Annotated in this window: 27 protein-coding genes; 23 read left to right on the top strand and 4 right to left on the bottom strand. The window is 68.5% G+C overall.

All coding sequences use genetic code 11. The features are described 5' to 3' along the window. Window positions 1-5 precede the first annotated feature (5 nt). Genes ACZ6ZD_RS19775 through ACZ6ZD_RS19760 form a run of 4 tightly spaced genes read left to right on the top strand, consistent with a single transcriptional unit; the run spans window position 6 to window position 3,310 of the window. Complete coding sequence (locus ACZ6ZD_RS19775) at window positions 6-1,310, top strand: hemolysin family protein (RefSeq protein WP_465674065.1); 1,305 nt, start codon at window positions 6-8, stop codon at window positions 1,308-1,310. Between the two features lie 11 nt (window positions 1,311-1,321). After that, entirely contained in the window at window positions 1,322-1,654 is a 333-nt protein-coding gene (locus ACZ6ZD_RS19770; RefSeq protein WP_465674064.1) for a cytidine deaminase, read from the top strand. Then, the gene (gene era / locus ACZ6ZD_RS19765; protein WP_465674062.1) at window positions 1,638-2,642 is read left to right on the top strand and encodes a GTPase Era; all 1,005 of its coding nucleotides are present in this window, start codon (window positions 1,638-1,640) and stop codon (window positions 2,640-2,642) included. The genes ACZ6ZD_RS19770 and era overlap by 17 nt, the downstream gene beginning before the upstream one ends. After that, entirely contained in the window at window positions 2,642-3,310 is a 669-nt protein-coding gene (locus tag ACZ6ZD_RS19760) for a GNAT family N-acetyltransferase (protein WP_465674060.1), read from the top strand. Before era ends, ACZ6ZD_RS19760 begins: the two co-directional genes overlap by 1 nt. On the opposite strand, the gene ACZ6ZD_RS19755 is transcribed toward ACZ6ZD_RS19760, so the two are convergent. Then, window positions 3,307-4,296, bottom strand: coding sequence for a GNAT family N-acetyltransferase (locus tag ACZ6ZD_RS19755; RefSeq protein WP_465674058.1), 990 nt, complete (start codon window positions 4,294-4,296; stop codon window positions 3,307-3,309). The genes ACZ6ZD_RS19760 and ACZ6ZD_RS19755 overlap by 4 nt on opposite strands. A 41-nt stretch (window positions 4,297-4,337) precedes the next feature. Next, window positions 4,338-4,757, bottom strand: coding sequence for a PPOX class F420-dependent oxidoreductase (locus ACZ6ZD_RS19750; RefSeq protein ID WP_465674056.1), 420 nt, complete (start codon window positions 4,755-4,757; stop codon window positions 4,338-4,340). 85 nt (window positions 4,758-4,842) lie between these two features. On the opposite strand from ACZ6ZD_RS19750, the gene ACZ6ZD_RS19745 reads away from it, so the two are divergent. From ACZ6ZD_RS19745 to recO, 16 genes are all read left to right on the top strand, one after another. Next, a complete protein-coding gene (locus ACZ6ZD_RS19745; RefSeq protein WP_465674054.1) occupies window positions 4,843-6,111 on the top strand; it encodes a DUF1800 domain-containing protein in 1,269 nt (422 codons plus the stop codon). Window positions 6,112-6,122: 11 nt separating this feature from the next. Continuing rightward, window positions 6,123-7,370, top strand: a complete 1,248-nt coding sequence (locus ACZ6ZD_RS19740) for a DUF1501 domain-containing protein (protein WP_465674052.1) — start codon at window positions 6,123-6,125, stop codon at window positions 7,368-7,370. Window positions 7,371-7,380: 10 nt separating this feature from the next. Beyond that, a complete protein-coding gene (locus ACZ6ZD_RS19735) occupies window positions 7,381-8,043 on the top strand; it encodes a response regulator transcription factor (RefSeq protein ID WP_465674050.1) in 663 nt (220 codons plus the stop codon). Beyond that, window positions 8,040-9,362, top strand: a complete 1,323-nt coding sequence (locus tag ACZ6ZD_RS19730) for a sensor histidine kinase (RefSeq protein ID WP_465674048.1) — start codon at window positions 8,040-8,042, stop codon at window positions 9,360-9,362. Before ACZ6ZD_RS19735 ends, ACZ6ZD_RS19730 begins: the two co-directional genes overlap by 4 nt. Window positions 9,363-9,549: 187 nt before the next feature. Further along, entirely contained in the window at window positions 9,550-11,223 is a 1,674-nt protein-coding gene (gene leuA / locus ACZ6ZD_RS19725) for a 2-isopropylmalate synthase (protein ID WP_465674047.1), read from the top strand. A gap of 270 nt (window positions 11,224-11,493) precedes the next feature. Next, window positions 11,494-12,594, top strand: a complete 1,101-nt coding sequence (locus ACZ6ZD_RS19720; protein ID WP_465674045.1) for an ABC transporter permease — start codon at window positions 11,494-11,496, stop codon at window positions 12,592-12,594. A 4-nt stretch (window positions 12,595-12,598) separates the two neighbouring features. Further along, complete coding sequence (locus ACZ6ZD_RS19715; protein WP_465674043.1) at window positions 12,599-13,504, top strand: ABC transporter permease; 906 nt, start codon at window positions 12,599-12,601, stop codon at window positions 13,502-13,504. 5 nt (window positions 13,505-13,509) lie between these two features. Next, window positions 13,510-14,571 (top strand): ABC transporter ATP-binding protein, encoded by a 1,062-nt coding sequence (locus ACZ6ZD_RS19710; RefSeq protein WP_465674041.1) that lies wholly within the window; start codon window positions 13,510-13,512, stop codon window positions 14,569-14,571. Next, on the top strand, window positions 14,568-15,596 hold the full coding sequence (locus ACZ6ZD_RS19705; RefSeq protein ID WP_465674039.1) for an ABC transporter ATP-binding protein: 1,029 nt from the start codon (window positions 14,568-14,570) through the stop codon (window positions 15,594-15,596). The genes ACZ6ZD_RS19710 and ACZ6ZD_RS19705 overlap by 4 nt, the downstream gene beginning before the upstream one ends. Beyond that, on the top strand, window positions 15,596-15,802 hold the full coding sequence (locus tag ACZ6ZD_RS19700) for a hypothetical protein (protein WP_465674037.1): 207 nt from the start codon (window positions 15,596-15,598) through the stop codon (window positions 15,800-15,802). Before ACZ6ZD_RS19705 ends, ACZ6ZD_RS19700 begins: the two co-directional genes overlap by 1 nt. A 57-nt stretch (window positions 15,803-15,859) precedes the next feature. After that, complete coding sequence (locus ACZ6ZD_RS19695) at window positions 15,860-17,698, top strand: ABC transporter substrate-binding protein (protein ID WP_465674035.1); 1,839 nt, start codon at window positions 15,860-15,862, stop codon at window positions 17,696-17,698. 64 nt (window positions 17,699-17,762) lie between these two features. Then, window positions 17,763-19,220, top strand: coding sequence for a GNAT family N-acetyltransferase (locus ACZ6ZD_RS19690; RefSeq protein WP_465674033.1), 1,458 nt, complete (start codon window positions 17,763-17,765; stop codon window positions 19,218-19,220). Between the two features lie 53 nt (window positions 19,221-19,273). Next, window positions 19,274-19,522: an SAV_915 family protein gene (locus ACZ6ZD_RS19685; RefSeq protein ID WP_465674031.1), complete on the top strand. Its 249-nt coding sequence runs from the start codon at window positions 19,274-19,276 to the stop codon at window positions 19,520-19,522. Between the two features lie 38 nt (window positions 19,523-19,560). Then, window positions 19,561-20,553 carry an aldo/keto reductase gene (locus tag ACZ6ZD_RS19680; RefSeq protein ID WP_465674029.1) on the top strand — a complete coding sequence of 331 codons (993 nt, stop codon included), beginning with the start codon at window positions 19,561-19,563 and terminating at the stop codon, window positions 20,551-20,553. Continuing rightward, window positions 20,550-21,401 (top strand): NmrA family NAD(P)-binding protein, encoded by an 852-nt coding sequence (locus ACZ6ZD_RS19675; protein WP_465674027.1) that lies wholly within the window; start codon window positions 20,550-20,552, stop codon window positions 21,399-21,401. Before ACZ6ZD_RS19680 ends, ACZ6ZD_RS19675 begins: the two co-directional genes overlap by 4 nt. Before the next feature lie 12 nt (window positions 21,402-21,413). Next, window positions 21,414-22,148: a DNA repair protein RecO gene (gene recO / locus ACZ6ZD_RS19670; RefSeq protein ID WP_465674025.1), complete on the top strand. Its 735-nt coding sequence runs from the start codon at window positions 21,414-21,416 to the stop codon at window positions 22,146-22,148. A 29-nt stretch (window positions 22,149-22,177) separates the two neighbouring features. Here recO and ACZ6ZD_RS19665 read toward each other — a convergent pair whose 3' ends face one another. Then, window positions 22,178-22,915 (bottom strand): PKD domain-containing protein, encoded by a 738-nt coding sequence (locus ACZ6ZD_RS19665; RefSeq protein WP_465674024.1) that lies wholly within the window; start codon window positions 22,913-22,915, stop codon window positions 22,178-22,180. Between the two features lie 173 nt (window positions 22,916-23,088). Further along, entirely contained in the window at window positions 23,089-23,670 is a 582-nt protein-coding gene (locus ACZ6ZD_RS19660) for a DUF6318 family protein (RefSeq protein ID WP_465674022.1), read from the bottom strand. 259 nt (window positions 23,671-23,929) lie between these two features. On the opposite strand from ACZ6ZD_RS19660, the gene ACZ6ZD_RS19655 reads away from it, so the two are divergent. The 3 genes from ACZ6ZD_RS19655 (at window position 23,930) to ACZ6ZD_RS19645 (ending at window position 26,391) form a co-directional block, all read left to right on the top strand. Further along, entirely contained in the window at window positions 23,930-24,490 is a 561-nt protein-coding gene (locus tag ACZ6ZD_RS19655) for a hypothetical protein (RefSeq protein ID WP_465674020.1), read from the top strand. Further along, complete coding sequence (locus ACZ6ZD_RS19650; protein WP_465674019.1) at window positions 24,484-25,479, top strand: hypothetical protein; 996 nt, start codon at window positions 24,484-24,486, stop codon at window positions 25,477-25,479. Before ACZ6ZD_RS19655 ends, ACZ6ZD_RS19650 begins: the two co-directional genes overlap by 7 nt. A 69-nt stretch (window positions 25,480-25,548) precedes the next feature. Then, window positions 25,549-26,391: an isoprenyl transferase gene (locus ACZ6ZD_RS19645; RefSeq protein WP_465674017.1), complete on the top strand. Its 843-nt coding sequence runs from the start codon at window positions 25,549-25,551 to the stop codon at window positions 26,389-26,391.

Below are 26,391 nucleotides of genomic sequence, written 5' to 3'. Positions count from 1 at the left end.
CTCCAGTGAGCTCCCACGACCTCGTTCTGCTGGTTGTGGCCGCGGTGCTCGTCCTGCTCGCCGGGTTGTTCGCCGGTGCGGAGGCGGCGCTGTCGTCGTACTCGAAGGTGCGCGCGAACGAGCAGGTCGAGCAGGGCAACCTGCGGGCCGTCCGGTTGCGCGCCCTGCTCAGTGACGCCCCGCGCTACCTGAACTCGCTGCTGCTGCTCCGGCTGACCTGCGAGATCACCGCGATCGTGCTCGTCACCCAGGCGCTCTCGGAGGTCTTCGAGGTCACCTGGGAGCACATCCTGATCACCGCCGTGGTGATGGTGGTGATCTCGTTCGTGATCATCGGCGTCGCGCCGCGCACGCTCGGCCGCCAGCACTCGGACCGGTTCGCGATCCTGTCGGCCGGCCCGGTGATGGCCGTCACCCGGATCCTCGGCCCGCTGCCGAAGCTGCTGATCATGGTCGGTAACGCGCTCACCCCGGGCAAGGGGTACGCCGAGGGCCCGTTCGCGACCGAGGCCGAGCTGCGCGCGCTGGTCGACTACGCGGAGAAGTCCGCGGTGATCGAGTCCGGCGAGCGGCAGATGATCCACTCGGTCTTCGAGCTCGGCGACACGATCGTCCGCGAGGTGATGGTGCCGCGGACCGACACCGTCTACATCGAGCGGCACAAGAAGCTGCGCCAGCTCACCTCGCTCGCACTCCGCTCCGGCTACTCGCGGATCCCGGTGATCGGAGAGTCGCTGGACGACATCCTCGGCGTCGTCTACCTCAAGGACGTCATGCGCCGGGTCTACGACAACGCCTCGGCCGAGTCGACCGAGCGGGTCGAGTCGGTGATGCGCCCGTGTATGTACGTCCCGGACTCCAAACCCGTCGACGAGCTGCTCCGCGAGATGCAGGCCGCCCGGATGCACCTGGCGATCGTCGTCGACGAGTACGGCGGTACGGCGGGGCTCGTCACGATCGAGGACATCCTCGAGGAGATCGTCGGCGAGATCACCGACGAATACGACGAGGACCCGGATTCGGTCCAGGAGCTGTCGGACGGCGCCTACCGGGTCTCCAGCCGGCTCCCGATCGACGAGCTCGGTGAGCTGTTCGGCGTCCCGCTGGACGACGACGACGTCGACACCGTCGGCGGCCTGATGGCCAAACTGCTCGGCAAGGTGCCGATCCCCGGCGCCGAGGTCGAGATCGCCGGTCTGTCGCTGACCGCGGAGCGGCCGTCCGGCCGCCGCAACCAGGTCGGTACGGTTCTCGTACGCCGTGCGGAGCCCGTCCCCGGCGCACCGGACCAGAACCACCAGCACGCCTAGGAGCAGCCACCTTGTCAGACCTTTCGGCGGAGGACGCCAAACTCGTCACGCTCGCCCGCGCCGCGCGCGCCCGCACCCGGGCCGCCGAGGGCGCCGCCGTCCGTGACTCCGACGGCCGCACCTACTCCGCCTGCACGGTCGCCCTCGACACCGTCGCCCTCACCGCCCTCCAGCTCGCGGTCGCGATGGCGCTCTCCTCCGGCGTCAAAGGCCTCGAAGCCGCCGCCGTCGTCACCGACGCCACCACCACCGACATCAACGTCGTCCGCCACTTCGCCGGCGCCGCAATCCCCGTGGTCCTCGCCGACCCCACCGGAGAGGTCCGCAATGTCCAAAACACCTAAGCCCACCGGCTCCCCGGCCACCGGTCGCGAGGCCTCCGCCGCCTCCTCTTCTTTCCCTTCCGGCGCCGAAGGCGCCGGCTTCAAGTCCGGTTTCGCTTGTTTTGTAGGGCGACCGAACGCCGGCAAGTCCACCCTCACCAACGCCCTGGTGGGGAAGAAGATCGTGATCACGTCGTCGAAACCGCAGACGACGCGGCATGCGGTGCGCGGGATCGTGCACCGGGCGGACGCGCAGCTCGTGCTGGTCGACACCCCGGGGCTGCACAAGCCGCGGACGCTGCTCGGTGAGCGGCTGAACGACCTGGTGAAGACCACGTGGGCCGAGGTCGACGTGATCGCGGTCTGCCTGCCGGCCAGTGACAAGGTCGGTCCCGGCGACCGGTTCCTGGTCAGCGAGGCGGCGAAGGTCGCGAAGACGCCGAAGGTCGCGCTCGCCACGAAGGCCGACCTGGTCGAGCCGGAGCGGATGATCGAGCATCTGGCCGAGATCCAGGCTCTCGGCGAGTCCGCCGGGATCGAGTGGGCCGCGATCATCCCGGTCTCGGCGACGTCCGGTTTCCAGGTCGAGCTGGTCGCCGACGAGCTGGTGAAACTGCTGCCCGAGGGGTTCGCCCTCTACCCGGACGGCGACATCACCGACGAGCCCGAGGAGACCCTGGTCGCGGAGCTGATCCGCGAGGCCGCGCTGGAGGGCGTCCGCGACGAGCTGCCGCACTCGATCGCCGTCACCATCGACGAGATGGGCCTGCGCGAGGACCGGCCGAAGGACAAGCCGCTGCTCGACATCTACGCGAACATCTTCCTCGAGCGCGACAGCCAGAAGGGCATCGTGATCGGTCACAAGGGCGCCCGCCTGCGCGAGGTCGGCGCCGCCGCCCGCCGCCAGATCGAGGCCCTGCTCGGGACGCCGGTCTACCTCGACCTGCACGTGAAGATCGCCAAGAACTGGCAGACCGACGCGAAACACCTGCGCAAACTGGGCTTCTGATGCTCCGCAACCCGTCGTACGCCGCGCTGACCGGTCCGCACGCGGCGTTCGCCGAGGTCCGCGGCAACGCGGTCGCCTACCCGAGCGACGTCGCGCCGTTCTTCGGCGTCCCCGACGAGCCCACCGAGCAGGACTGGGCCGACCTCGCCGCGCTCCTCGGCCCCGGCCGGGCGGGCGCGACCATGCGCCCGGCCCCCGTGCTCCCGGCGTCCGTCAAGCTGGTCAACCAGTTCGACCTGGTCCAGTTCGTCGCCCCCGACGGGATCGCCGCGCCGGACGCCGAAGCGGTCGTCCTGACGGCGGACGACGTCCCCGACATGATCGCCCTGGTCGCGCTCACCGACCCGGGCCCGTTCCGCCCCCGCACGATCGAGCTCGGCCCCTACCTGGGCATCCGCGAAGGCGGTGAGCTCATCGCGATGGCTGGCGTCCGCAAGACCCTGCCGGCGTACGCCGAGATCAGCGCCGTCTGCACCCACCCCGACCACCGCGGCCGCGGCCTGGCCCGCCGCCTGGTCGGCGCGGTCGCCGCGGAAATCACCGCCACCGGGCGGACGCCGTTCCTGCACACCGGCGGCACCAACACCACCGCCCAGCGCCTCTACGCGGCGCTGGGCTTCACCATCACCAACCGCATGCACGTCACCGTCGTCGAGCCCGCGGCCTAGAGCTTCCTCTGGTAGTCCAGGAAGCGGCCGACGATCTCGTAGTTGAGCTGCTCGTTGATGCCGATCATGTGGTTGTTGGACTCGGCGTTCCAGGTGTCGACCCGGGCCAGCTGCGGCTCGGTCTCACGCAGCCAGAGCAGCATGCCGGCCTTGAGCAGCGCGCCGAGCCGGTGCCCGCGGTGGTCCCGCGAGACGGCCGTGTCGTGCTGCCAGCCCTGCTCCGGCCGGTCGCCCTCGATCCCGATGATGGTGTGGCCGGCCAGCGCGCCGGTCTCCTTGTTCCGGGCGATCAGCCGATACAGGCGCGTCCCGCTCTTGGCCTGCGCCTCTTCGTACGCGCGCAGCCGCTCGGTGCTGTAGACGTCGTCCTCGATCTCGAGGTCGTCGGTCGGCGCGTCGTTGATCGATTCGGTGACCGCGATCATGTCCTCGATCATTTCCTCGGGCAGCGCGCCGAGCACCCGGACCAGCTCGTACTCGCCCGACTTCTCGACGGCGCCGTCGTACAGCTTCTGCACGACCTCCCAGTCGAGCCCGGCGATGTCCTGCTTCCGGTTCACCTCGACGGCCTTCTGCACGAACCCGTGCCCCGTGGCCAGCGCGATGTCGCGGGCGGTGTCGAAGCTGTTCAGCCCCAGCATCGTCCGCCCGGCGGCCTGCGCCTCCTGCTCCGCGAACGCGGCCAGCTGCTGCCAGACGTCCCCGTCGCGATGGTCGGGATGGACCCAGATCTCCACCCAGAGCTGGTCGGTGTTCTCGTACTTCGGGTAGTGCAGCCCGAGTAGACCGGCCACCTCTCCCTCGGCGTCCCGAGCCAGATACTGCCGGCCCGGATTCAGATCCCACCCGTAACGCAGCTGGTTCGCCTTACCGACCGGCGTCGCAATCACCAGTCCCGGGCAATCCACCTTCGCCACGGCGATCTCCAGCGCAACGGCCGCAGCGCAGCCGCTCTCGTCGTCAGGCGACAGCCTCGTGATCTCCATATCCCCAGACTGCCGCCCGTGACCCGATCCGCGCGAGCTATTTATTGCCCGGGCGCCGGCATCCCGTAAGAGTGGTCGACGGTCATCGAGAACAACAGACGTTTGTCCTGCACCATGACGTTGCGGTACTCGTCCCAATCGGGGTGCTCGCCGGAGCCCTTCCGGTAGTAGTCGACCAGCTCGTCGACCGTCGCGTCGTGCGGGTCGGCGGCGACCGGGCTGAGCTCGGCCTTGCCCTCCAGGACGATGTACGAGCGGCCGTTGTCGCCGTTGACGTACACGCTGGCCCGCGGGTCGCGACGGAGGTTCTTCGTCTTCGCACGGTCGTCGGTCAGCGAGATCCGGACGCGCTCGCCGTCGTACACGTAGGTGATGTTCGACAGTTGCGGGCGGCCGTCGCGCTTGAGCGTGACGAGGACGCCGAGGCCGGTGCTGCCGATCCGTTCGAGGAGGGAGGTCATGCCGAAAGCCTAGGCGGCTGTGGGTTGGCTGAAGATCGATCCCGGATCCTGGTCCCGCGCGGACCCGGCGGAAACCATCGGGAACATGACCGAGATCAGTGAGCAGGCCGCCGTTCGGCGGCTGAACGACTGCCTGGGGTTCGGCCCGGCGCCGGGGGAGCCGGCACTCGGGTTCGAGGAGACGGTACGGCGATTGCTCGGACCGGCCGCGGATGCCGCAGCCGCCGCGATCGCGCCACCGACCGGGCTGACCCCGCCGCCACGGGACAAGGAGAACAAGAAGGCTGACCGGCAGACCCGAACCGCCCAGGACCGGAAGCTGACCATCTGGTGGCTGGATCGGATGGTGGCCGGGCGGACGGCGTCCGAGCGGCTGACCTGGTTCTGGCACGGGCATTTCGCGACCAGCAACCAGAAGGTCCGCAACGCGGCCTGGATGCTCGTGCAGAACCAGACGCAGCGGCAGCATGCGCTCGGCCGGTTCGGCGACCTGGCGACCGCGATGATCGTGGACAGCGCGACGATCCGCTGGCTCGACGGGCAGCGCAACCGCAAGGGCTCGCCGAACGAGAACCTGGCCCGCGAGTTCCTGGAGCTGTTCACCCTCGGCATCGGGCACTACGAGGAGAAGGACGTCGCCGAGGGCGCGCGCTGCCTGACCGGCTGGGTGCTGGGCAAGGACGGCAAACCCGCGACCTTCCGGCGGCAGCGCTTCGATTCGGGTGCCAAGACCGTGCTCGGCCGGACCGGAAACTTCGATGCGAAGGGGTACGCCGGCCTTGCGCTGGCCCGGCCCGAGTCGGCGCCGTTCGTGATCGGGCGGTTGTGGTTCCGGCTGGTGTCGGCGACCCCGCCCGATGCGGCGACGCTCGCCCGGCTGCAGACGGCGTACGGCGCCGAGCGCAACCTGAAGTCGTTGCTGACCGCAATGGTCGGCGAAACGGCGTTCCGCGATCCGGCGTCGGCGCTGGTGAAACAGCCGGTCGAGTGGGCGGTCGGCTTGCTTCGAGCGCTGCGGCTGGCACCCGGCAAGCTGGAGCAGCAGGAGCAGACCAAGCTGCTGGCCGGGCTGCGAGGGATGGGGCAACTGCCGTTCCGCCCGCCGAGCGTCGGTGGCTGGCCGTCCGGTGCGAGCTGGCTGACGACGTCGGCCGGCGTCACCCGCCTGCAGCTGGCGCAACATCTGGCCGGGCTGAGCGACCTCGGCGCGATCAAGTCGGCAGACGCAGCGGCCGACCTGCTCGGCGTCGACGGCTGGTCGGCGCGGACGAAGGCCGCACTGGCCCAGGTGAAAGAGCCCGCGCAGCTGGTGGCGATCGCAGCCTGCGCCCCCGAGTACGTCGTGAGCGGATGAGTGGAGGACCGATGGACAACCTGACGAGACGACGCTTCCTGACCTTGAGCGGTGTCACCGCCGCCGGCGCGCTGGCCGCGGGTGCGACCCAGGTGCACTGGTCGGACCTGCTCGCCGCTGCAGTCGACGACCCGCTCCCGAGCGATGACTCGGTACTCGTGGTGATCACCTTGTACGGCGGCAACGACGGTCTGAACACCGTCGTCCCGGCCGCCGACCCGGCGTACCAGCAAGCCCGGCCGGAGCTGGCCTATCAGCCGGACGAGGTGCTCGACCTCGGCGAAGGTCTTGGGCTGAATCCCGGTCTCAAAGGCCTGAAGGGCTTGTGGGACGACAAGAAACTCGCAATCGTCCGTGGTGTCGGCTACCCGGAGCCGGATCGCAGTCACTTCCGATCGATGGCGATCTGGCAGACAGCCGCGCCGAAGTCACCGATCCCGACCGGCTGGCTCGGCCGCTGGCTGGACGCGACCGGGGCCGACCCACTGCGCGCGGTTTCGGTCGAGCCGACGCTGCCGCCGCTGCTGGCCGGTTCCACGACAGCTGCGGCGTCCTTGCCGTTACGAGGGCTGGCGTTGCCGAAAGGCGCCGTCGGGACGGCGTACGCGGCGCTCGGGAAAGCGAGCCCGGGAGAGGGACTGTGGCAGGCCAAGGCGGCCAAATCGGTGCTGGATCTGCAGGAGGTCACCCGCGTGCTGGGAACGGCGGTCAAGACCGGGCGTGAGCGTGCGGAGGACGAGGACGAGCAGCGGACGCAGGGCGCGTCGGCCGGCGGCGCCTCGCAGCTGGGCGCACAGCTCGACCTGATCGCCGGGCTGATCGAGGCCGGCGTGCCGACCCGGGCGTACTCGGCGTCCCTCGGCGGCTTCGACACGCACGCGGACGAGCGTGGCACGCAGCAGCGGTTGCTGACCGAACTGGATACGGCGCTGACGCCGTTCGCCCAGCGGCTGGCGAAGACCGATCGCGGCAAGAACACCGTGGTCCTGGTCTACTCGGAGTTCGGGCGCCGGGTCGAGGCGAACGGCAGCGACGGGACCGACCACGGAACCGCCGGACCGGTCTTCGTCCTGGGTGACAAGGTCAGCGGGGGATTCCACGGCGAGCAGCCGAGCCTGACCGACCTGAGCAACGGCGACCTGGTGGCCGGCACGGATTTCCGCGACGTCTACGCGACGGTTCTTCAGCAGGTTCTGGGTACCGACCCGGGAAAGGTGCTTGCCGGTCACAACGGCATGATCGACGGCCTGCTGGTGTAAGGATGGGTGGATGGCGCCACGAGTTCTGGTGGTCGAGGACGCGGAACCGATCCGGACCGCGGTCGGGATCGCGCTGGGCGAGGCCGGGCACGAGGTGTGCACCCGCGCCGACGGCGACGCGCTGGAGCGCGAGCTGGCCGCCTTCCGGCCGGACCTGGTGCTGCTGGACGTGATGCTGCCCGGCCGGGACGGGTTCGAGTTGCTGGCGGTGACGCGGGAGACGTCGAACGCGGGCGTCATCCTGCTCACCGCCCGCGACGGCGTCGAGGACCGGCTGCACGGCCTGCGGACCGGCGCCGACGACTATGTGGTGAAACCCTTCGTCCTCGCCGAGCTGATCGCCCGGGCCGAGGCGGTCCTGCGGCGGATGGGCCGGCTGCGGACGGTCCTCGAGATCGGGGACCTGCTGGTCGATGTCGAGGCCGGTTCGGCGGCGCGCGCCGGGGAGCCGCTCGAGCTGACCGCGACGGAGTACAAGCTGCTGGTCTTCCTGGCCGGCCGGGCCGGCAAGGTCGTCGGCAAGCTCCAGCTGCTGACCGCCGTCTGGGGGTACGACGACTACGCGCCGAACCTCGTGGAGGTCCACATCAGCGCGCTGCGGCGAAAGCTCGGCCCCGGCCTGCTGCACACCGTCCGCGGCGCGGGGTACGTCCTGAAGGCGGGCGACGGATGAGTCTTCGGGCGCGGGTGACGCTGACGGCGATCGCCGTCCTGCTCGTGGTGCTGCCCGTGACCGGGTTGGTGGTCAAGGCGGTCTTCGACGCGCAGGCCGAGCGCAGTCTCGACTCGTTGCTCACCGGACGTGCGCAGCTCGCGCAACAGCTCGCGCGACAGAACGTTGCTCCAGGCAACTTGGTTCGCCGGGTCGACGCCGACGGCGTCCGCGTCACGCTGATCCTGCGCACCGGCCAGCAGCTCGGCGCGCCACCGGTCGAGGCGGGCGCGACCGTTCGTCAGGTCAAGGCGACCCTGCAGGCCGGGCAGCGCACGCGGGGCGCCACCCTGCTGCTCTCCGCCGACACGGCCCTGGTCGCCGACGCCAGTAACCGTCTCCGTACCGTCTTGCTCGTCTCCGGGGCCGCGGCCGTCCTGATCACCGCCCTCGCGTTGGCCATCGGCATGCGGTTCGCTCTGTCGCCGCTGGACAAGATGACTGCCCTGGCGCGCTCGATCGCCACCGGCCGTCGTGGTGGCCGTCTCCACCCCGCCCGCACCACGACCGAACTGGGCCGCACCGCCGTCGCCTTCGACGAGATGCTCGACGCGCTCGAAGGCGCCGAGGACACGGCCCGCCGTTCCGAGGACCGGATGCGGGAGTTCGTCGCCGATGCCGCCCATGAACTCCGCACGCCGATCGCCGGCCTGCGGACCGCCGCCGAAACCCTGATCCACCTCGGGCCGCAAGCTCCGGCCGACCGCCGCGAAGAACTGGAGCTCCTGCTGGTCCGCGAATCCCAGCGCGCCACCCGCCTGGTCGCCGATCTCCTGGAACTCTCCCGGCTCGACTCCGGCCTGAACCTCCAGCTGACTCGGCTCGACCTGCAAGCCCTCGCCGAGGCCGAGGTCACCCGGTCCGCCCTGCTCGGCACCGCGGTCACCCTTTCCGCCGTACCCGCGGCCGCGGGTACGGTCGTCGGCGACGCCGAGCGGATCGGGCAGTTGCTCGCCGGGTTGGTGGACAACGCCCGGCAGGCCGGCGCGCGTACGGTGCAGATCCTCGTACGACCGGACGGATTCGTGGTCGCGGACGACGGTCCCGGGGTACCGCCCGAGCAGCGGGAGCGGATCTTCGAGCGGCTGGTCCACGGGCCGCACAGCAAGGGTGCCGGGCTGGGGCTGGCCATCGCCCGGGGCGTGGCCCGCGCACACGGCGGCGAACTCACGGTGGGTGACCGCGGGGACGGGCGCCGCGGCGCCGTGTTCACGCTCAGCCTGCCGCTCGTCTCGCCGGGTGAGACCCCCGGTTCGACGCCCGGGACGGGTTGTGCATAGACTCACAGTCACCATGCGGCACCAGCTTCTCCTCCTTCGCTGCCGCGGCGAGGCCTGATCAGGCCGGTTCCCTCGCCGCGGAGGTTCGTCGTTCACGCCGGTCGGCCAGCGACTTCCGCATATCTTCCGAGGAGAACCTCTCGTGGCACCGCAGAACCAGCCCCAGCCTGTACAGCAGCCGTCCGGTATGCCGATCCATCGTTACAGCGCGTTCCCGCCGATCGCCCTGCCGGACCGGACGTGGCCGGCCAAGTCGGTCGACAAGACGCCGCGCTGGCTGTCCACCGACCTCCGCGACGGGAACCAGGCGCTGGTCGAGCCGATGTCGCCGGCCCGCAAGCGGCGGATGTTCGATCTGCTGGTGAAGATGGGCTACAAGGAGATCGAGGTCGGTTTCCCGAGTGCCAGCCAGTACGACTTCGACTTCGTCCGCAGCCTGATCGAGGGCGACGCGATCCCGGACGACGTCACGATCTCGGTGCTGACGCAGGCCCGTGACGAGCTGATCGAGCGGACGGTGCAGTCGCTGCAGGGTTCGCCGAAGGCGACCATCCACCTCTACAACGCGACCGCGCCGCTGTTCCGCCGGGTCGTGTTCAACGTCGACAAGGCCGAGTGCCTGAACATCGCCGTCCGCGGGACCGAGACGGTGATGAAGTACGCCGACGACATGCTGGGCGACTGCGAGTTCGGCTACCAGTACAGCCCGGAGATCTTCACCGGCACCGAGCTGGAGTTCGCGCTCGAGGTCTGCGAGGCGGTCAGCGACCAGTGGCAGCCGGCGGCCGGTCGCGAGATCATCCTGAACCTGCCGGCCACCGTCGAGATGTCGACGCCGAACGTGTACGCCGACCAGATCGAGTGGTTCGGCCGCAATCTGACCCGGCGCGAGTTCAGCACGATCAGCCTGCACCCGCACAACGACCGCGGGACGGCGGTCGCCGCCACCGAGCTGGCCCTGATGGCCGGCGGCGACCGGGTCGAGGGCTGCCTGTTCGGCCACGGCGAGCGGACCGGCAACGTCGACCTGGTGACGCTGGGGATGAACCTGTTCAGCCAGGGCATCGACCCGCAGATCGACTTCTCCGACATCGACGAGATCCGCCGTACGGTCGAGTACTGCACGCAGATGCGCGTCCCGGAGCGCCAGCCGTACGCCGGTGACCTGGTCTACACCGCCTTCTCCGGCTCGCACCAGGACGCGATCAAGAAGGGCCTGGAGGCGCTGGACAAGCAGGCCGCGGCGGAGGGCCGTCCGGTCGGCGACATCGCCTGGGAGGCGCCGTACCTGCCGATCGACCCGAAGGACGTCGGCCGCTCGTACGAGGCGGTCATCCGGGTCAACTCGCAGTCCGGTAAGGGCGGCGTCGCCTACATCATGAAGTCCGAGCACCGGCTCGACCTGCCGCGCCGGCTGCAGATCGAGTTCAGCCGCGTGATCCAGCAGCACACCGACGCCGCGGGCGGCGAGGTCGGCCCGCAGCAGATGTGGGACATCTTCGCGACCGAGTACCTGGCCCCGGGCAAGCTGTCGCTGCTGACCGTGAACTCGTCGTCCGGTGAGGGCGTCAGCGACCAGCTCCGCGTTCAGGTCTATTCCAACGGCGTTCCGCACGAGCTGACCGGTGAGGGCAACGGCCCGGTCTCGGCGTTCGTCGACGCGATCAAGCCGCTGAAGTACGACGTCCGCGTGCTGGACTACCACGAGCACGCGCTCTCGGCCGGCGGCGACGCCCTGGCCGCGGCGTACGTCGAGTGCGAGGTCGGGGACGAGGTCTACTGGGGCGTCGGCCGCGACGCGAACATTCTGACCGCGTCGCTGAAGGCGGTCGTCTCGGCGATCAACCGCGCCATCCGCTAGACCACTCGGTTATCAAGCGTCGCCCGTCACCGGTAGGTGTGGCGGGCGACGTTTTTGTTGCGGTCCGACGTGATCCAGCACACACCGTGGCAAGATCACTGCACAGCGCGATCGTCTGCTCACAATTCGGTGTCTCTGACTTCCGAACCTCTGAAACCGTTGACTTGATGCCTGAGTCTGCGCAAACTAGCGCCACTGTGCGCAGATCAATGCAAGAGATCATGCATTAGGTGCACACGGCTCGTCGGCGGTCCTCGATGGAGGTGAGCAGTGAGCGGTGCGGTCGATCCCCCTGCCCAGCAGCTGATCGAAGGGCCCGCGGACGAACCGAGACCCTCGGCGGCGCGCCGCTTCCTGAGCGCCTGGCTGGTCCGCAGATTGGCCAAAGCCGTCCTGACCGTCTTCCTGGTCTCGACTCTGACGTTCTTCCTGGTCCGCCTGTTACCGGGCAACCCGGTCGACACCTACATCCAGACGCAGATCGCGCAGACCGGTATCTCGTACGCCGACGCCGCGGCCCAGGCCAAGAACCTGTTCTCGCTGGACCCGGACGAGCCGCTGATCCTGCAATACCTGCAGTACATGGCGAATCTGCTGCAGGGTGACTTCGGGACGTCGCTGCTGTCGCCGGGAACGACGGTCGCGCAGGTGATCCAGACCTACCTGCCCTGGACGCTGTTCTCGGTCGGGATCGCGCAGATCCTCAGCTTCGTCATCGGCATCGTCGCCGGCATGATCATGGCCTACCGCCGGGAGAGCTGGATCGACCATCTGCTCACGTCGGTCGGCTCGCTGCTGCACGCGATCCCGAACTACATCGTGGCGATCCTGATCGTGGTCTTCCTCGGCGTGAAACTGCAGGTCTTCAACCTGACCGAAGCGCGCGGCTCCTATACGCCCGGCGTCGAGCCGTCGTTCAGTCTCTACTTCCTGAACGACATCCTGTACCACGCGATGCTGCCGATCCTCGCCTACCTGCTGACCACGGTCGGCTCCTGGGCGCTGGTGATGAAGTCGTCGACGGTCGAGACCCTCGGCGAGGACTACGTGACGGTCGCCCGCGCCCGCGGTCTGACCGACAACCGGATCCGCGCCGGGTACGTCGGGCGGAACGCCGTGCTGCCGTTGTTCAGCCAGCTGGCCGTTTCCCTCGGGTTCGTCGTCGGCGGCTCCATCTTCGTCGAGAAGATCTTCGGCTATCAGGGCATCGGCTACAGCCTCTACAACGCGGTCTCAGGAAGAGACTATCCAGTCCTGCAAGGCATTTTCCTGGTCGTGACGATCTCGGTCGTGGTCGCGAACCTGCTCGCCGACGTCCTGTACAGCCGCCTGGATCCGCGGATCCGGGTCGGCGGGAAGGCCAAGGGGTAACGCGATGGCCACCGAGACCGTGACCTCTGGCGCCGTCGCCGCGATCGGTACGACGGGCGTCTCCCGGTTCGCCGGCATCCTGAGCGCGCTGCGCCGCAGCCCGGCCGGGTTCATCGGCTTCCTGATCGTGGCGTTCCTGGTCGTGGTGACCGCGATCGGCCCGTTCTTCACGCCGACCGTCGAGCCGAACGTCCAGGAGATCCTGCTGCCCTTCGGGTCGCCCGGGCATCTGCTCGGTACCGACAACGAGGGCAAGGACGTCCTGATCCAGATGATCGACGGCGGCCGGTCCGTCATCTTCATCGGGTTCCTGGCCGCGGCGATCTCGACCGCGCTGGCGATCGTGCTCGGCTCGCTGGCCGCCTACCTCGGCGGCTGGGTCGACTCGGCGGTGGTGACCGCGGCGGACGTCGTCCTGACCGTCCCGCAGATCGTGTTGCTCGCCGTCCTCGGCGCGTTGTTCAAGCTGGACTCGCCGTTCCTGCTGGCCGTGCTGGTCGGCGGGCTGTCCTGGCCGGTGCTGACCCGGGCGGTGCGCTCGCAGGTGCTGTCGCTGAAGGAACGCGAGTTCGTCGAAGCGGCCCGATTACTCGACCTCGGCACCGCGCGGGTGGTGTTCGTCGAGATCCTGCCGAATATGGCCAGCTTCATCCTGATGAACTTCATGATCGGCGTCACCAACGCGATCTACTCACTCGTCGGGCTCTACCTGCTCGGACTCGCGCCGCTGACCGGATCCAACTGGGGGATCATGCTCAACCGGGCCTGGATCGCCGGGGCGATCTTCAACGACGCCAGTCTGGGTTTCATCCTCAGCCCGGTGATCGCGATCGTCCTGTTGCTGCTCGGCCTGGTGATGATGACCCGGTCGCTCGAAGAGATCCTCAACCCGCGCCTCAGGGACCGGTGACCGGCATGACGACGACTTCCCCCGGCGCCGCGCGCGCCGTCCGCGGCGGCCAGGGCAAACCTCTGCTGTCCGTCCGCGACTTCAAGGTCGAGTACCGGACGGGTGCCGGCACCGTCGTCCAGGCCGTGCGAGGCGTCGACCTCGATCTGTACCCGGGCGAGAGTCTGGCCCTGGTCGGCGAGAGCGGCTGCGGTAAGACGACGTTCGGGCTCGGGCTGCTGCGGCTGCTGCCGCGGCTTGGGCACGCGAGCGGCAAGGTGATCTTCAACCGCGGCGACGGTACCGAGATCGACGTCCTCGGGCTGGACGGGCGCGATCTGCGCAAGTTCCGCTGGCGGGACGCCGCGATGGTGTTCCAGGGCGCGATGAACGCCTTCAACCCGGTGCTGAAGATCCGCGGCCACATGCACGACACGATGCGGGCGCACACCAAGGCGACCAAGCAGGAGATCGAGGAGCGCGCGGCCGAGCTGCTGCGGCTGGTCCGGCTCGAACCCGAGCGGGTGATGGACTCCTACCCGCACGAGCTGTCCGGCGGCATGCGGCAGCGGGTGCTGATCGCGATGAGCCTGCTCCTGGAGCCCGAGGTACTGATCCTGGACGAGCCGACCACCGCGCTCGACATCCTCACCCAGCGCTCGGTCGTCGACGTCCTGCACGAGGTGCGGGAGCGGCTCGGCTTCTCGATGATCTTCATCTCGCACGACCTGTCGCTGGCCGCCGAGCTGGCCGACCGGGTCGCCACCATGTACGCCGGTCGCATCATCGAGACCGGCGGCGTCCGGGACCTCTTCTACCGGCCGCGGCATCCGTACACGCTCGGCCTGATCAAGGCCGTTCCGCCGATCGTCGGCGATCTGCCCGACCTGGAGTCGATCCCGGGCGGTCCGCCGAGCCTGGCCGCGCTACCGGCCGGCTGCTCGTTCCATCCGCGCTGCAAGTTCGCGACCGACGAGTGTCAGGAGGCGGAGCCGCCGTTGATCCCGATCACCGACGAACCCGGCGACAATCACGACGTCGCCTGTATCCACTCCGCCGACGTCCACCTCGATCGGAGCGCGTCGTGAGCGCGGCCGCCGTCCCGGAGGAGACCGCGCGCCCGCTGATGACGCTGGACGGCGTCAGCCAGGTGTTCGACACCAAAGCCGGCCCGATCCGCGCAGTCGACCACGCCGACCTGACCGTCAACCCCGGCGAGGTGCTCTGCCTGGTGGGGGAGAGCGGCTCGGGGAAGACGACCGCGGCGCGGATGGCGGCCGGCCTGACGCGGCCGAGCGGCGGCCAGGTGAAGTACGACGGCACCGACATCTGGTCGCTGAAGAAGAACGACTTCAGCACCTTCCGGCGTTCCGTCCAGTACGTCCACCAGGACCCGTACGCCTCGCTGAACCCGACCCGGACCATCCAGCAGACGCTCACCGCGCCGCTGCTCAAACACGGTGTCGTGAAGGGCGCGAAGGCCGCGGCCGAACGCGCGGCCGAGCTGCTCGTCAAGGTCGATCTGACCCCGCCGGAGAACTACCTGGCCAAATACCCGCACCAGCTGTCTGGCGGCCAGCGGCAGCGCGTCGCGGTCGCGCGGGCGCTCACCCTGGACCCGAAGCTGATCATCGCCGACGAGTCGACCTCGATGCTCGACGTGTCGATCCGGATCAGCGTGCTGGCGATGCTCGGCCGGCTCCGCGACGAGCTCGGCGTCGGGTTCCTGTTCATCACCCACGACCTGGCGATCGCCAAGTACTTCGGCTGGCGCGGGAAGACCGCCGTCATGTACCTCGGCCGGATCGTCGAGTTCGGGCCGACGCCGAAGATCATCAACGCGCCGACCCATCCGTACACCCGCGCGCTGATCGAGGCGATCCCCGAGCCGGATCCGGACCTGACCCGGACGAAGTCCGCCGGATCGCTGCGCAGCCTGGAGATCCCGAGCCTGGCGCACTTGCCGTCCGGCTGCGCGTTCCATCCGCGCTGCGGGCGGTTCGAGCCCGGGCTGTGCGACGGCGCGGTGCCCGAGCTGGTCGGCGTCCGCGCCGGGCAGTCCGCGGCCTGTCACGTGGTCGCGCGGGACGGCGTCGAGGGGCCGGAGGGCTGATGCCGCCGGAGCTGGGACGGATGGCGTTCGGCTGGGCGGCCTTCTTGGTCCTGGCCAGCGGACTCCTGCTGCTCACGCTCACGCCGGGGACGCCGCAGTTCGTCGTCACCGTTTTCACGATGTGTTTGGGCCTGTTCCTGGGCCTGCTCGTCGTCGCCGGGGTGCTCTGGTCCCGGCGGCGGGCGAAGCGAGAAGAAGGTCAGTAGACACCCCGCAGGACTGACCTCGCGGAACCGCGTGGCCAGCTCAGGAAAGGACCGAGGATGAGTCCCACCGGTAACAACGAGTCCGGGGCACGGGCCCGGACCAACGCCGTCTCCCGCCGGCATGTGCTCCAGTTGTTCGGTATCGCCGGTATCGGCGCGACCAGCATCGGTGCGGCCGCTTGTTCACCCAGCAAACCCAATGCCCAGGGCAACGACGGCGGTGCGGCCAAGGAGTTCCACGGCGCCTACCCGTTCCAGCTGCCCCCAAAGGGACACTTCAACCTGGCCGCCGGCGTCCTCGACGGCGTCCAGCAGTCCAGCCCGTACCTCGACCTGATCTACCCGAGCGGCGGGTTGTACTACTGGGCGGACAAGAAGTGGGAATACATGATGGCCGAGTCCGGGACCCTGGACGAGAAGGCCAGTACGTACACGCTGAAGCTGAAGTCCGGCCTGACCTGGAGCGACGGCTCGCCGGTGACCAGCAAGGACGTCGTCGCGACCTTCAACCTGCACTGGCTGATGCGCCAGCAGTCGTGGACGTTCCTGTCCGACATGTCCGCGCCGGACGACACGACGGTCGTCTTCCAGATCGGGACGCCGTCCACCGTGCTGGAGCGCTACATCCTGCGCGCGCCGATCCTGCCGGCCGCCGTCTACGGCGAGTGGGCGACCAAGGCCGAGACCGTCCGGAAGGCCAAGGGCAGCCTGGACGAGGGCGAGGGCAAGACGATCAACGCGGACTTCCAGAAGTTCCGCCCGGAGAACCCGATCGTGTCCGGCCCGTTCAACTACGACCCCAAGTCGATGACGAACGCCCAGATGTCGCTGGTGCGCAACGACAAGGGCCTGTTCGCCGACAAGGTCGGCTTCACCAAGATCGTGCTCTACAACGGCGAGACCTCCGACATCACGCCGACGGTGATGAACAAGGACGTCGACTACGCGACCCACGGGTTCGCGGTGGCCAGTGAGAAGACCTTCGAGCAGAACGGCTTCCGGATCCTGCGGCCGCCGGTGTACTCCGGCCCGGCGCTGGTCTTCAACTACACGACCCGGCCGGAGTTCGCCGACGTCCGCGTCCGGCAGGCGATCGCCTACATCCTGGACCGCAACGAGAACGGCACGGTCGCGCTCGGCGAGTCCGGCAAGGCGTGCAAGTTCATGGCCGGGTTCTCCGACCAGGCCGTCCCGGACTGGATCTCCGACGCCGACCAGCAGAAGCTGCAGGCGTACGAGAAGAACTTCGACAAGGCCACCCAGCTGCTCACCGAGGCGGGCTGGAAGAAGTCCGGCGACAAGTGGCAGACGCCGGCCGGCAAGGCCGCGGCGTACGACATCAAGTTCCCGACCGAGTTCGCCGACTGGAACCCGGCCGCCACCAACGCGGCCGACCAGCTGACCAAGTTCGGGTTCAACATCACCAAGCGCGGTATCACCTTCACCCAGCTGAACCCCGACGTCCTGGCCGGCAAGTTCGACCTGGCGATCCAGAGCTGGGGCGCGTCGTCGCACCCGCACCCGTACTTCTCGTTCGTCCAGGACCTCTACACGTTCAACTACGTGACGGCGGCCAACCAGGGCGGCAAGGGGATGAACTTCCCGCTCAAGCAGAAGACGTCGGCCGGCGACATCGACCTGAAGGCCGTGGTGGACAAGTCCGCGCAGGGCCTGAACGTCGACGAGCAGAAGAAGAACGTGACCGCCGCGGCGCTGGCGTTCAACGAGCTGCTGCCGATCATCCCGCTGTGGGAGCGGTACGGGAACAACCCGGCGCTGGAGGGCAAGCGGGTGGCCAAGTTCCCGGCCGACAACGACCCGCTGCTGAAGAACGCGCCGTACGCCGACAACTTCGTGATCATGGGCATGTACCAGGGCAAGGTCGCGCCGGCCTGAGTTGTCGGGTCGGCCTGAGTTAATGGTTTGGCGGTTGACCTGATGTTTTGATTGGGTCGGCCGGGTGATCGAGATTCGTGAGATCGACCCGGCCGACCTCGTCCTGTTCGACCAGTGGTACGACGCGCTGTCGTCCGGCGCGGCGTCCGGGCGCGAGGCCGCGCTGCTCGAGACCCGGGAGTCGCTCGCGTACTCGCTGCGCAACCCGTCGCCGTTGAAGCGCCGGCTCGCGATCGCCGCCTTCGAGGACGAGCGGGTACTCGGCGCGCTGCTGTTCGAGTACCGGCTGAGCGACAACCTGGACACGGTCGAGGTCGAGATCGACGTCCCGCCGGAGCACCGGCGCCGGGGGATCGGGACGGCGTTGTGGCAGTGGGCCGTGACGCGGGCGGCGCAGCTCGGGCGGACGATCTTCCAGACCGAGCTCGGCGTCCCGTCGGAGCCGTGGCCGGGCGCGGTGTTCGCCGAGCGGCTCGGGTTCGCCGTCGAGCACGTCGAGGATCACCTCGTCGTCCCGCTGCCGTACGACGAGCTCCGGATGGAGGAGCTGCGGTCGACGGCGGGGCCGTTGAAGGGGTACACGCTGACGTCGTGGGCGGGGATCTGCCCGCCGGAGCACCAGCAGTCGTACGCCGATCTGCACACGGCGATGGACAACGACGTACCGATCGGCGGGATGACGCGCGAGCTGGTGCCGTGGACGATCGAGAAACTCGCGGCGGGGGAGCAGCGGATCGACCGCAACTACCTCGCGCTGGTGACGATGGCGCACACCGACGCGGGCGAGCCGGCCGGGTACACGCTGATCTACGTCCCGAAGTCGAATCCGGACCACGTCCAGCAGGACGACACGCTCGTCCTCCGCGACCACCGCGGGCACAACCTCGGCACACACCTCAAACTCGCCAACCTCGAACAGCTCGCCGCACACCGCGCCGGCCAGCGCTACCTGCACACCTGGACGGCGCTCTCCAACGGCCCGATGCAGAAGGTCAACGCCCGCTTCGGCTTCCGCTCGGTCGAACAGAGCCGCGAGCTCGAGCTCACCTACCCCAAACTCCGCCCCGCCGCCCGCGCCGTCGTCCTCGACCCCGCCGACCGCATCCTGCTGGTCCGCTTCGAGTTCGACTCCGGCCCGCTCTGGGCCACTCCCGGCGGCGGTCTGGAAGCGTCCGAAACGCTTCTGGACGGCCTGCGCCGCGAGCTCGCCGAGGAGATCGGCCTCGCCGTCCCGGACGGCGTCCCGCACCTCTGGCACCAGGAGGTGGTTGCCGAAGGCCACGCCACCGGTTACGACGGCGTCATCAACGACTACTTCCTCCTCCGCACCGACGCCTTCACCCCGGCCGGCACCCTCACCCCCGCCGAACTCGCCGCCGAGAACGTCCACGAACTCCGCTGGTGGACCCAGGACGAGCTCGCCGCCCACCAAGGCGACTTCGCCCCCCGCAACCTCCCGGCCCTCCTCGCCGACCTCCTCCGCACCGGCCCGCCCACCACCCCCACCCACCTCACCGTGTGAGAACCCCGCAAGAAACGCTGCCCCACAACCATTTCCGCCCTACCGTCGTAACCGTGACCCCCTCCTGGTACATCCCCGTCCACACCACCCGCGACGGCCTCGCCTGCACCCTCCAAACCGGCCACCTCCCCTCCGGCCACCCCGTAGGCATCGCCTTCACCACCGCCGCCCACCTCCAAGCCGCCACCCACCCCCACCACCCCTACCTCCGCATGACCGAACCAACCCTCCGCGAAGCCCTAACCCCCCAAGGCATAACCACAATCCAACTAAACCCCCACCACATAACCCCCACCACCTAGAACACCTTGAGGGACCCGCGCAGGGTAGGTTCGGGGGTATGCCTGAATCCCAGCTCGGTGACCTGACTGTCTCCCGCCTCGGCCTCGGCTGTATGGGAATGTCGCAGTCGTACGGCGTGACGTCGGACGAGGCGGAGTCGATCGCCACGATCCACGCCGCGATCGACGCCGGTTGCACGTTCCTCGACACCGCCGACGTGTACGGCTCGGGTGCGAACGAGGAGCTGCTCGGCCGCGCGCTGGCCGGGCGTCGTGACGAGGTGGTGCTGGCGACGAAGTTCGGGTTCCCGCTCGCGCAGCCGGGCTCGTCCGCGATGCCGACCGGGGTGAACGGGACGCCGGCGTACGCCGCCTCCGCCCTGGACGCCTCGCTGCGCCGCCTGAACACCGACCACGTCGACGTCTGGTACCTGCACCGGCGCGACCCGCAGGTGCCGATCGAGGAGACGGTCGGCGCGATGGCCGAGCAGGTCGCGGCCGGGAAGGTGCGCTACCTCGGGCTGTCCGAGGTGAACGGCGACACGGTCCGCGCGGCGCACGCCGTCCACCCGATCAGCGCCGTCCAGAGCGAGTGGTCGCTGTGGACCCGCGACCCCGAGACCGTCGTCCTGCCCACCCTGCGCGAGCTCGGCATCGGCTTCGTTCCGTTCAGCCCGCTCGGCCGCGGTTTCCTCACCGGCCAGCTGCAGTCGCCGGACGACTTCGAGCCGGACGACGCCCGCCGGGGCCTGCCGCGCTTCACCGGCGAGAACTTCCAGCGCAACCTCGACCTGGTCGCCAAGGTCAAGGAGCTCGCCGCAGCCCGCGGCATCACCCCCGGCCAGCTCGCCCTCGCCTGGTTGCTGGCCCAAGGCAACGACGTCGTCCCGATCCCCGGCACCAAACGCCGTACCTACCTGGCCGAGAACCTGGCCGCCCTCGACGTCACGCTCACCGCCGAAGAGCTCGCCACCCTGGACGCCGCCTTCCCGCCCGACTCGGTCGCCGGCGACCGCTACGCCCCCGGCGGCATGGACATGGTCGGCAAATGAGCGGCAACCTGATCGCCGTCACCGGGTCGACCGGCCAGCTCGGTTCCCGGATCGCCAACCTGCTGGCCGGCGACGGCGTCCACCAGCGCCTGATCGTCCGGGTCGCCGCCCGCGCGCCCGACCTCCCGAACGCCGAAGTCGCGACCGCGGCGTACGGCGAACACTCCGCCCTGCTCGACGCCCTCGACGGCGTCCACACCTTGATGTTGCTCAGCGCAACAGAATCCGCCGACCGGGTTTCCTTGCACAAGGCAACAGTGGACGCCGCCGTCGCGGCCGGCGTCCAGCGGATCGTCTACACCTCCTTCGCCGGCGCCGCCCCCGGTGCGACCTTCACCTTCGCCCGCGACCACTGGCACACCGAGCAGCACCTGCGCGCCGCCGGCGTCGACTTCACCTTCCTCCGCGACAACCTCTACCTCGACTTCGTCCCCGGCTTCGTCGCCGAGGACGGCGCGATCCGCGGCCCTGCCGGTGACGGCCGGGTCGCCGCCGTCGCCCGGGACGACGTCGCCGCGGTGGCCGCGCACGTCCTCACCACCGACGGCCACGCGGGCGCGACGTACGACCTCACCGGCCCGGCCGCGTTCACCCTCGCCGAAGCGGCCGCCGTCCTCTCCGCCGCCTGGGGCCGCCCCGTCCGCTACGAGCCCGAGACGCTCGACGAGGCCTACCGCTCCCGCGAGTCCTTCGACGCGCCCGCCTGGGAGGTGGCCGGCTGGGTGACGTCGTACGCCGCCATCGCCAGCGGCGAGCTCAGCCACACCTCGACCGCCGTCGCCGACCTCGCCGGCCGCCCGCCACTCAGCCTCGAACAACTCCTCACCGGGACTGTCGGCGCCGGGTGAGACACTGTCCCCGTGCCGCTCTACCGGGATCAGGCGATCGTCCTGCGCACCCACAAGCTGGGTGAAGCGGACCGCATCGCCACGCTCCTCACCCGCGCCAACGGCAAGGTCCGCGCGGTGGTCAAAGGCGTCCGCCGGACGTCGTCCCGCTTCGGCGCCCGCCTGGAGCCCTTCAGCCACGTCGATCTCCAGCTGGCCACCGGCCGCACCCTCGACGTCGTCACCCAAGCCGAATCAATCGCCGCCTACGGCGAAGGCATCGTCAACGACTACGCCCGCTACACCACCGGCACCGTCCTCCTCGAAACCTCCGACCGCCTGGTCGTCGAAGAAAAAGAGCCGGCCACCCAACACCACCTACTCCTCGCCGGAGCCCTCCGAGTCCTCTCCACCGGCGAACGCGAACCAGCCCTCGTCCTCGACTCCTTCCTCCTCCGCTCCCTCTCCATCTCCGGCTACGCCCCCTCCTTCGGCGACTGCGCCCGCTGCGGCGAACCAGGCCCCCACCGAGCCTTCAACCCCGCCGCCGGCGGCGTAGTCTGCACCTCCTGCCGCCCCCCAGCCTCCGCCATGCCCGCCCCCACCACAGTCGCCCACCTAGCCGCCCTCCTCACCGGCGACTGGCCCACCGCCCTCCGCGCCGACCCCCGAACCCGCCGCGAAGCCACCGGCCTAATAGCCGCCTTCTTCACCTACCACCAAGAAAACCAACTCCGCTCCCTCCCCCACCTAGACCTGACCCAATAGCGGCTAGGCCTGCCCAGGCATCAAGGAATTCAACGCGGCGGGTCGACAAGCACCGGCACGGCCTCACGAATGAGCAACGGCGTCGAGGGACCGGTGATCGGCACCGGGCCGACATACTGAGGCTCGAGCCCAGCAACCTGGAAGCTGGCGGCATACTCGACTGTGACGGACAAGCTCACATTCCCGCGCTTCGAGTACTTGTGAGTGATCTCCTTCGACGGGTGAGGCGCCCCCGGCGAGTAGGTGATCTTCGTCGTACCATCCCCGAAACTCCACAAGTACCGCGACGGAGTGGCTTCCACAGTGACGGGAAACCCAAGGACCTCCACCAGATAAGTCAGAACACCGGTCTTCTCCGTATAGACGATCGTGGCCATGTTGACCAGCGTCCGATCCTTAGGCTGAACCTGCACCCGCAGCTTCTTGAACAACACATTCTTGGACTCCCTGAACACCTGCTCCCACGTCACATCCTCCGGCCGCGGCAGCACCACCTGCGGCTCACTGGGCCGCCCCGGCGTAGGCCGCCGCCCTTCCTCGCGCACCACAGGCTGACACCAATCAGGGCCTGGGACCGTCCCATCCGGCTGCATCCGCCCACAGATCCCAATATTCAGCCGCACCCGTTCGTTGATGACCACGTTCTTGGGCTTCTTCTTGCGGGGCTGTGTGTGATTGGCAGAAGTTGTATTGGGCCTCTTCTTGGTCGGCCCGCTCGGGCCTTTGACGCGGAGCCGGTTCTTGCGCTCCTGTGAGCCGTTGATCACCGTTCCGAGGTGCGTCCTGCGGCCAGTCACTCTTGGGGGATCTGAGGACCGAGCTTGGGGTGGGACAGCTGCGTGACCGCTCGCGGATGCATCGTTCAACGCTACGACCAGGACGAGCGGACTGCAGAGGATGGCTGCCCCCGCAGTGACGGCAGTGGCGCGCCTCAGGGAAATCATTGTTCCGCCAGATCCATCTCGTACATCACCCAGTTCTGTCCACTGGCAGAAAGAGCGATCGTGCCGGTGAAGACCCCAGCCGGCGTGACCGTGGGCTTGGCTGAAGGAGACTCCTTCGTGGTGAACTTGCCGACGGACAGCGTTGCGTTACCACCGGCACGTCCCGTGGAGCCGAGAGTCAGTTGGTTGATGGACTTGATGTTGAACTGGTAGTCGCCACTGATTCCGCCGTTGGCGACATTGACCTTCGAGACAAAGTCCGCGTAGTCCTTGCAGGCACCGCACCCCGCTTCGCTTTCAGCCCGCAGCGAATCGGTATCACCGGTCGCCGCGGCGTAGTTCTGAAGGCCGATGTAGTACCTGAAGAACGCGTCGGCTGAGCTCAGCGTGAGCCCGGTCGCCTCTTTCGGACGTTCCGGCGCAACGGTCGGAGCGGCAGTCGGTGCGCTGCTGGCGCCGGAACCGGTCGGCGTATCAGAGGGCACCGGCACCTCCGTGTTCGGACGACCGGCCTCAGGACTCCCGGGGCCACAACCAGCCATGCCAAGCATCATCCCCAAACCCACCAGCACCGCCATCCGATTGCGCATTGTCACCAACTTCACCTCTCCGTAGTCACAAAATGATAGACCTCCACGAGTCACCCCAGCAGATCCACGCAACGCCCTGTGGATATCCCTCTCACCCACCCCACCAACGCCACAGCCGTCGACCCGGCGCCCTCGACCCGCTCCGCCCGAAGTGCAACAAGCTGCAACCCCTGTGGATAAACTCCCCGACCGGAACCGAGCGTGTGAAACACTGACACTCTCAGTAACTCACGGTCACGGAGGCACGATGTTCAGGCGGTTCACAGCGGCCCTGGCCGTGGTCCTACTGGCACCCGCCGTCGTGGCGTGCAGCGGCAGCAACAACCCCAAACCCCCGCCGTTCACCCCCAGCACCCCGCCCCCAACCACGGCCACCCCCACGTCCGACGCCGAAGCCGCCTCAGCAGCCGCCGTCGCGGCCTACCGCCAGTACGTCGAGGTGATTGGCGCGATGGTGCGGAGTGGCGGGAACGACGTCAAGGATCTGCCGAAGGTCACATCAGGTCTTGAGTTGAAGGTCTCCCAGAACCAGGCAGCCACGTACCGCGGCCGAAAGGTTCGGGTGACCGGCAGAGCCCAGTTGGTTTGGGTGAAAGCGGTCAAAATCGGGAATCCAGTTGGTGGACAGGTCGTGGACGTTTCAGTCCAGGCATGCAGCGACACCTCGAAGACCGACTTGCTCGACGACTCAGGAAAGAGCGTCAAACCGCCAGGTGCACCGACCCGTTGGCTGGACAATCGTGATCTCAAGTTGGTTGACGGCTCTTGGAAGGTCGTCAAAGGCAAGAATCAGGCCGCGAAATGCTGAGGGCGATCGTTGCGTCCTTGGTGTTGCTGCTCGGTGTTACCGCGCAGTTGCCGGCGGCGGCAGATCCGATTCCAGGTCGGCCCAGCTGCGACGAGGATCAGTACAGCGCGGACTGTCGACTGGAAGTCGGCGAAGAGCCGACGAAGCCGGGCCGAGACACCGGCAAGAAGCCGGTCAATGACGGCGCGACGGGTTGTGTTTTCGAAGGGCAGAAGGTGCCTTGCCGGACGGCGGATGGGTTCTTCGATGCGGCTTCGGGGTGTTACCTGACTCCGGTGGACAAGCCTGCGTCGCTTGTGAACCACGGTCCTTTCAAGCCCGGGACGAAGTTCTACAGTTGTTGGGTGATTTTGGGGGTCGTCGATGGGCGGCCGAATGGGATCGAGCGGTTTGAGTCGGTGATTCGGGAGCCGGGGGAGGCGGCGACTATGGATCCGGGGGAGGCTGCTCGGCAGGTGGTGGAGACGATGGTGTTTGTGGCTCCGCGGCTGGGGGTTTCGCCGTATGTTCAGAGTGCGACGCGGGAAGGCATTGTGAATGTGCCGATCTGGATGTGGGTTACGGATCCTGGGGTGAGTACTACTGGGCCGCAGACGAAGACGGCGACGCTTGGTGGGGTGACGATCACGGCTACGGGGACTGTGGATCGGATCGAGTGGGCGATGGGGGCCGGTGAGACCGTTACCTGTAAGGGGGCGGGGACGCCGTTTACGAAGGCGCAGGTGGTGGGGAAGGCTTTGAAGGATGTTGCGGAGTCGCCTACTTGTGGTTACAGGTATCGGACGACGTCGCGGTGTGTGCCGGGTGGGAGTTATCAGGTTTCGGCTACGGCGTACTGGAATGTGCGCTGGGCGGGCGGCGGTAGGGATGGGGTTATTCCGCTCGACTTCACGCGGTCGGTTCCGTTGCGGGTTGTTGAGCTTCGGCCGGTGCTGGTGGACGGCGATGGGCCGGCGGTGAAGGGGACGGCGCAGCCGCGGTCCTGCTGATCGGTTCGGGGTCGCGGCTGGGCGTGACGGGTCGGTGGTCACCCTCGGTGAGGGTGGGAGGATTGGGGTATGTCGCGTTTGGGTCTTCGTCGGGGTCGTGGGGTTGAGCGGGTGGGGGAGCGGGCGGTGGTGGCGCCGGAGGGGCATCCGAGTGGGGCTCGGGCGCCGGGGGTGCCTAGGGAGTTGGTGCCTGGGCATGTGGCGATCGTGATGGATGGGAACGGGCGGTGGGCGAAGCAGCGGGGGCTGGCGCGGACGGAGGGCCACAAGGCGGGGGAGGCTTCGCTGCTGGATGTGATCAAGGGCGGGATCGAGATCGGGGTGAAGTACATCTCGGCGTACGCGTTTTCGACGGAGAACTGGGCGCGGTCTCCGGAGGAGGTGCGGTTCTTGATGGGGTTCAACCGGGATGTGATCCATCGGCGGCGGGACGAGCTGGACGCGATGGGCGTGCGGGTCGTGTGGTCGGGGCGGCGGCCGCGGTTGTGGAAGAGCGTGATCGACGAGCTGGAGTACGCGCAGGAGCGGACGAAGGACAACGACGTGATCACGCTGCAGTTCTGCGTGAACTACGGCGGGCAGGCGGAGATCGCGGACGCGATGAAGTCGATCGCCCGCGAGGTTGCCGCGGGCAAGCTCAGCCCGGAGCGGATCACCGAGAAGACGATCGCGCGGCACCTTTACCACCCCGAGGTACCGCCGGTGGATCTGTTCGTCCGGTCGTCCGGCGAGCAGCGGACGTCGAACTTCCTGGTCTGGCAGCTCGCGTACGCCGAGATGGTGTTCCTCGACACCCTCTGGCCGGACTTCGATCGCCGCGACCTGTGGCGGGCGATCGAGCTCTACGCGCAGCGGGATCGCCGGTACGGCGGCGCCGTCCCGAACGAGGTCACCCAGGGGACCGCGGAGTAA

The organism is Kribbella sp. NPDC104218 (assembly GCF_055584105.1).
Note: the sequence above shows the minus strand (reverse complement) of the source record. Positions and strands in the feature narration are given on the sequence as shown.